Origin of the sequence: Methanosarcina sp. 1.H.A.2.2 (genome assembly GCF_000979975.1) — an archaeon.
Lineage (GTDB): Archaea > Halobacteriota > Methanosarcinia > Methanosarcinales > Methanosarcinaceae > Methanosarcina.
Genome location: NZ_JJQL01000096.1, coordinates 20,592 through 27,548, shown reverse-complemented (window position 1 = coordinate 27,548; position 6,957 = coordinate 20,592). Strand labels below are relative to the sequence as shown.

At 42.4% G+C, this 6,957-nt stretch carries 6 protein-coding genes; 4 read left to right on the top strand and 2 right to left on the bottom strand.

Annotation, left to right across the window (positions count from 1 at the left end; all coding sequences use genetic code 11):
• Window positions 1–77: 77 nt before the first annotated feature.
• Window positions 78–335: a hypothetical protein gene (locus EO93_RS18355; RefSeq protein ID WP_048163562.1), complete on the bottom strand. Its 258-nt coding sequence runs from the start codon at window positions 333–335 to the stop codon at window positions 78–80.
• Between the two features lie 4 nt (window positions 336–339).
• On the opposite strand from EO93_RS18355, the gene EO93_RS15815 reads away from it, so the two are divergent.
• From EO93_RS15815 to EO93_RS15800, 4 genes are all read left to right on the top strand, one after another.
• Window positions 340–1,050 carry a type I restriction-modification enzyme R subunit C-terminal domain-containing protein gene (locus tag EO93_RS15815; RefSeq protein ID WP_048163560.1) on the top strand — a complete coding sequence of 237 codons (711 nt, stop codon included), beginning with the start codon at window positions 340–342 and terminating at the stop codon, window positions 1,048–1,050.
• 694 nt (window positions 1,051–1,744) lie between these two features.
• Window positions 1,745–2,644, top strand: a complete 900-nt coding sequence (locus EO93_RS15810; RefSeq protein WP_048163558.1) for a hypothetical protein — start codon at window positions 1,745–1,747, stop codon at window positions 2,642–2,644.
• Window positions 2,645–2,740: 96 nt separating this feature from the next.
• A complete protein-coding gene (locus tag EO93_RS15805; protein ID WP_156161359.1) occupies window positions 2,741–3,031 on the top strand; it encodes a hypothetical protein in 291 nt (96 codons plus the stop codon).
• A gap of 384 nt (window positions 3,032–3,415) precedes the next feature.
• Window positions 3,416–4,690 carry a hypothetical protein gene (locus tag EO93_RS15800; protein ID WP_048163556.1) on the top strand — a complete coding sequence of 425 codons (1,275 nt, stop codon included), beginning with the start codon at window positions 3,416–3,418 and terminating at the stop codon, window positions 4,688–4,690.
• A gap of 53 nt (window positions 4,691–4,743) precedes the next feature.
• On the opposite strand, the gene EO93_RS15795 is transcribed toward EO93_RS15800, so the two are convergent.
• Window positions 4,744–6,075 carry an ATP-binding protein gene (locus EO93_RS15795; RefSeq protein WP_048163554.1) on the bottom strand — a complete coding sequence of 444 codons (1,332 nt, stop codon included), beginning with the start codon at window positions 6,073–6,075 and terminating at the stop codon, window positions 4,744–4,746.
• Window positions 6,076–6,957 lie beyond the last annotated feature (882 nt).

The following is a 6,957-nucleotide window of genomic DNA, read 5'->3' as shown; positions in this document are numbered from 1 at the left end:
AACATGAAAATAAGATCAACTGGAAGTTTACGAGAAAAGTTGCTGATGAGAAAATGTCTAAATATTATGCACCATAATTAAGTTTCTAAGACACTAGTCGAGAAATACTCAAGGTCTGAAGCTTGGTTAAAGCTGTCCAGCGAAGCCCTCTCCGAGCTTTCCCATGAAGTTGCAGGTCTGCCTTCGGAACTGCAACCGGAAGCCGAAGAGGCAAAACGTTTTGATCTACTGGTCCTGAACCTGCAGCTGGCTTTACTGCGTGCAGAGCCCGCCTTTGAGCGCCTGCGCAACCAGGTAAAAGATATCGCAGGTCTGCTGGAAGAAAAATCGGCCATCCCGATGGTACGTGACCAGATGGCTCTGATTCTGGATGTGCAGACTGATGAATGGTGGGAGAATGTCACAACTCCCATGCTGGAAACGCTTAGGCGGCGTCTGCGTGCCCTGGTAAAACTGATAGAGAAGCACCGCAGAAAGCCTATTTACACCGACTTCGAAGACGAAATGGGCAGTGAAATCAACGTGGAATTACCGGGCTTTGCTTCAGCCGGAGATTTCGAGAAGTTTCGCGCCAAGACCCGGGCTTTCCTCCTGGAACATCAGGACCAGGTCGTAATCCATAAGCTCCGGATGAACGAGCCATTGACTGCAGCTGATCTCGATGAGCTGGAGAAGATACTCTCTGAAAGTGGGTTGGGAGAACCAGAAGAAATTGCCCGTGCCAAAGAGGTGTCACATGGACTCGGTCTTTTCGTGCGTTCACTGATAGGGCTGGATAGGCAAGCTGCAAAACAGTCGCTGGCCATATTCCAATCAGGCAAAACACTGACTGCAAACCAGATAGATTTCGTAAACCTGATTATTAATCATCTTACCGAACACGGAGCAATAGATGCTGCGTTACTTTACGAATCACCTTTTACCGACCTTACGCCACAGGGTCCTGATGGGCTTTTTACCTCGGCTCAAGTGGACGAGTTGATAGCAACACTGGAACAGATAACAGCAACAGCGCTTGCGTTCCCCTCCCCACAAATAATTACTGCTTGAGGGTTTTTGAACTGCTTAAGATAATTCATAAAGGAATTGTCTCCGCACTGCGTAGACAATTGAGCTGAACATACTTCAGGTTGCTCAGCTACCATGAAGAAATTCCATAAATTGTGCAGCAGCCTGCTGCACAATCAACCTGCCCCCGTCGCCAAGCTGTCCTATGGAAAAGTCTCATCACTGGTGAGAGAATTACCCTGAATGCAAAACCTCCTCTTTATAAGTAGCTGACAAAAATTGACAAGAGAACCTCGAAGGAAAAAGGACGGAATATAGGCAGGAAATTGTCGCCGCAGTGAGGCGACAATTGGCAGCCGGTATTAAAGGGTCTTTCTAAGAGAAAAGCCTGCGTCGAATGATCCAGTTTTCGGAAGTATTCCCGGAAGAAGAGATTGTCGTGACACTGTCACGACAATTGAACTGGCCCTATTTCTTAGCTTTCTTCCCCAAAACAGGTGTTAACAAACTGATTTTCTAATCTAAAGAATAAACTAAGAATGATAAAAATATAACTTCTAAATTTCAGTTTGGGAATTGATCTATAGTTCCATTTCCCTCAATAACCATTCTTGGCAACAAAACCCCTCGATATTATATTTGAATCATTCCTAACCTGATAAACAAACTACCACCTAACCAATTTTTTCTACCAAAATGCGAAAACTTATACTCTATTCGCATAGTATTGGAATTAATGCATTTTTCCAGAACCGAACTTCAAACAATCGCAGAACTCGCAAAAGGCAATACCTCAATAAGCACCGTAGCCAAAGCTCTCAATAAAAGTGAAAAGCACATCTACCGAATTGTGCAAAAGCTTGAAGAAAAAGACCTTGTAACCCTCTCATTTGGAAAAGTTGTCCCAAGGAAAAGCACCTTGATGGTCAGGTTGACCCGGATTCTCGATTCGTACCCGAATTTTACACCTGTTCTTGCAGATTCCGGAATCCCGATACTCGCCTCTCTGCTTGAAGCAAAAAGTGTGGATGAAATCACTGAAGAGACAGATGTGAAAAAGAGTACGGTCTATGCTTTATTGAAAAAAGCCTTAAAGATAAGCCTGGTAAAAAGAGATGGGGGGCGTTATGTACTCAATGAAAGGATCTGGGGAGAAGTGCCAGACCTGCTCAGGGAAATAAGGGATATCGAAAGGCTGCTTGACCCGCGAGTGCCTTATAATTCGGTAATATACTACCGGAACCAGGGTGGGGTCATTTATTCCAATAAGTATGGCGGGGATTCTGGAAAAAAGACGGGGTTTTCGGTCTTTGAAAAAGAAGGGATCAAACTCCTTTTGCCAACTACCTATTACTATTATTCGGATAAAGAACCGGAAAAAAAGCTCACAAAAGAAGATATTTTCCAGCATGCGCTTTATGTTGCAGAAAAAGAAGCTTCTGTAAGACATTTCATATTCCTTGCACTGTTCTACTGTAAGTTTGAGGAAGAATTGAAAGGTGTGAGAAACGACATAGTTGAGAATTTGAAGCTTATTTTGCAGGGGGAAAGGATCAGGGGGTATCCTGCTTTTGAAGAAATAAAGGAAAAGGCTGAGATGTATGGGATTGAGATCAAGGAAGGTAAGCAACAATGATAGAGAGTGTAGAGGAAGTCTGGAGACTTTTTATATAAATTGATGATCTCCTTGCCGGTACTCCTGAACCTGATAAACTTGAAATTTTTGTTATCGGTGGAACTGTGCTGCTCCAATGAAGATGTTTTCCTGTTCAAGATCATGACTGAAAGGAGTGGGGACATTGAAGATTGCATTTCTCTAGCAAAAAGAGGCGTCGTATGGGAAATTATTCTTGATGAACTTAAAAACCAGATCAAATTAAGTGGACAGAATGTCTGGATAACCTGGGTAGGAGAAAGACCTGGCATACTTGCAGACGAAGGACTCTATATCCCAATACTTGAAGAAGTGGAAAAGTTGAGCGAAGGATATTATGAGAACGAATTAAGAAAATACCAGGGTTAAAAAGAAATATCAGTCGGCTTCAGCATCATGTGAAAAAATGATCATATACATTATATAGAATATGGCGAAAATTCCACATTAACTGGAAAAAACAGATACACACCAACAGAAAATTTTCCAGCTAAATGAGAAAAACCTCGAATAATTCGCATTTTACTGGAAAGAATAAGTTTCAGGGGTTATTACACTGACTTCTTTTTTGCCACAAAAATACAGTGTCTCCATCAACTACCCTACCGAAATTGTATACCCCATCAAAGGATTCTACATGGACCGTTGCTCAAAGCACTTGAAAAGGAGCACGTATTTTTAATCTGATCAATGTTGTAGCCGTGGCCGTGAATAATAATATTTATAATCTCATTAAGTGTATCCACGGAGCTGATGGTAGACAAACTGGCTGCAAATAAAATCAATTTGCCTGTTGAGCGTATTTTCCAAATCCACGAATCCCCTTACAAAGTAGTTCTGGCAATAACCGGCGGCGGGGCTGAGATAATCGGGGAATTACTCCGCCACGGCAGCGGCTCTGCAACGGTGCTGGATGCGGTTGTTCCATATGGTATGGCTGCGATGGACCGGTTTCTCGGAAGAAAACCGGATAAATACTGCTCGGAGAAAACTGCAAGGCTGATGGCGATGGTTGCTTACCAGCGGGCTCTGGAACTGTCTAAAGGCTCCGGCGGGCTTGCAGACCCGGAAGTAATCGGAATCGGAGCGACCTGCAAGCTCAGGGCTGCAAACGAGCGGGAAGGGAGAAAACACGAGGTCCACGTTGCCGTCCAGGCAGCCCGTGAAACAGAGGTCTGCACACTTGAACTGACAGCGGACAGGACAAGGGAAGAGGAAGAAAAGATTGCTGCAACCCTGATTTTCAATGTACTCGCCCGCCACTGCGGCGTTCCTGAAATCGATTTACGGGATAGGATTGAGACAGGTGGGGGGAGAAAGGAAGAAATTATTGTAAAATATGAATCGGTTTCCGGACCTGTCGGAGATCTTCTAAAACAGCAGAGCTGTAACCCGGAGAGTTCCTGCAAAACAGCTGGAATGGCAAGGATCAATCTTAATGAAGTAAAAGCTCCCGAAGAGATAAAACCTGAAGAGACAAAGCCTGAAGAGACAAAGCCCGAAAAACCTGAAGAAATAAAACTCGTATTCTCAGGCTCTTTTGACCCCTGCCACAAGAACCATGTCTTTATGGCGATGTGTGCTTCGAAGGAATATAATGCGCCCGTCCACTTTGAAATCTCTTTGACGAATGTTGACAAGCCGCCCATAGATTTTATCTCGCTGAGCCAGAGGCTTGATTCGTTAAGGAAATACAAAGACGAAGCCTTCATGGGTGGGGTTTGCCTTACCAGGGCACCGCTTTTCCTGCAGAAAGCCGACCTTTTCCCTAACAGCACCTTCATCATCGGGGGCGATACCTTCAACAGGCTATTTGATGCAAAATACTATGACAGCACAGTGGACACGCCCGCCATTATAAGGAGTTTTAAGGAAAAGAATGTACGGTTCATGGTGTTTCACAGGAAATCAGTTGAACTGTCCATCAACCCTGAGATTCTTGAGTTTTGTGAGATTATCCCGGTTGACGAATACGAAGACGATGGGACATCGTCCAGGGAAATAAGAAGGAAGCGCGAAAATAAATGAGATTTATCCCAAAGTAAGAAGTGAAAAAATCAGGATGAAAGGAAAGAGTATGGTTATTCCAGCATCCATTTCCATACAGAGTTAATGATTATTGTTTTCTTTTCCCCGTTTTCGCCCGGGATCTCCACGACTCCTTCATCGTCCATGGTAAGGATAAGCCCCTCGTTAAGCCCGTATTCTTCCATAGCTGCCATAAGCCCGAGAACCTCCCGTTCTCTTACTGCCGGGCTTCCGAAGTAGACCGAGACCTGAATCGCAGCCTTAACAGCCTGAGTATCTTTTTCGGTTATAAGGAAATCACATTCTCTCCTGTCCCGGAAATATGAGGCCTGCTTGCCCTGTCTGAGCAGTTCAAGAAACACAAGGTTTTCAAATCTTAATCCCAGGCTGTCCGGATAATTGGGGTATACTGTCTTGAAGAAACCCGTATCTCCTGCATAAATTTTACATGGGGCATCTTTTTCATTTTTATTTTCATTTTTATTTTCATTTTCTTTTCCGTCTTCGGATGAGTGATTAAACATAGGGACCCGGTACAGCAAAAAAGCCTCTTCCAGATAGTCAAGGTAGCTACGGATAGTATCCTCACTGTCGACACCACTCACTTTTTTCAGGGTTTCGAGTGAGTACTCCGATGCCATGTTTGAGATAAGGAAAACTGCAAGTTTTTTCAGCCCTTCTGCATCCTGAATATTATGTCTTGCAATAACCCCTGCCTGCAGAGTTTCCTCGAAATACTTCCGGGAAAGTGTGGAATTTCCATCTTTTATTACGCAGGGGAAGCCGCCGTTTTCAAAATAATGCAGGAACAGGCACAGCATTTCATCGCAACGGGAAGGTGTGAGAAAGTTCGGCTTTGGGACCCTGAGGCCTCTCAGAGTAAGGTATTCTTTAAAGGAAAAGGGCAAAAGTTTGAGGACTCTGGTCCTGCCTGCAAAGAGTGACGAAACCTCCTGACTCATGATACTTGCGGAAGACGAGGTTACAAAGACTCCTGCCCCTTCTCTGTTTAGCCTGTCAACCCAATTTTCCCAGCCGGGGACATTATGAACTTCATCAAGGAAATAGTAGATCTGCCCTTCCTCATTTTCATTCTCTTTTAAGTAAACTTCAGCCGCAATTCCCTCGATTTCCTGAAAACTTTCAGTTTCTAATTCTTTAAACCTGCTATCTTCAAAATTAATGTAAACTTTCACACCCTGCAGAAGGCTTGCGACCTGCTTCAGGAAAGACGTCTTGCCTGCATGGAGTGGACCATAGATCAAATTGATCTCATGTCCATCCAGGCAGGGGGAAACTGAAATGTTGCGCTTGATTATATCAGAGGGGCTTTGGAAGAAGGTTTTATGGTCAAGAAACAGGGGAAGAAGTTCAGGTCTTTGCATATGATCAGAATAATTTGGGAGGTAAAACTATATAGTTATTCTGGCACAGACCTTCTCTTCTGAAAAAAAACTGAATACTTACTGATTCTTAAGAAGGAGAAAATGCAGTCTTATTTCTAATTAAACGGGTGCGGTCATGTGATTTCATTGTACATATACTGGAAAATGTGTTTTTGGCTTCAAAATAATTGAAATTGCTCCAGATTACTGCTTATTTTCAAATTAGCAGTTATATGAACGTCTTTTTGAAAAATAGATTTTAATTTAACGTCTTAAAGCTAGAGCAAAAAACAGGTATCATAATAATAAAAATTTGTATGTGGAGGGATAAAAATAAAGATTATTTAATAGACCCCTTAGACAGACCCGGTCGGTTGAAGGCGGGCAAACTTTGGGAAAATGTAGTATAATTTGTTATGAAAAAACATATAATTTTATTAATTTTTCCAAAACCTATCCGGAACTTTCAATCCTTTTTAGGTTCATATATCGTTTTCTTTTTTCCACATCTTGTACACACAAAATACTTTTCTTTTACATTTGAAGCATAGATGTTCAAACCTCCACTCCTTTTCCATTTATGAAACCCTATAAAGCACAAAATGCTCCTCTGTAGAGGTTTTCCGGAAACTCTGGATGGAGCCCTGTAAGCCAAGTAATCAACCTCATATTAATGAATTTTTATTACTTGATACTTCAACCTTCTGTATTTGGAATACGTAGTATTCGAAAGTATTTGGTAGTATTTCAGGCTACCAGACAGCATTTGTAATGAATACAATATTGATTTAGGCAACTAAATCGAATTATAGAGGGAATTACATTATATTAGAAGATTTGATGCACATCGAAGCCACATAATATTATTATTATTATTATTAT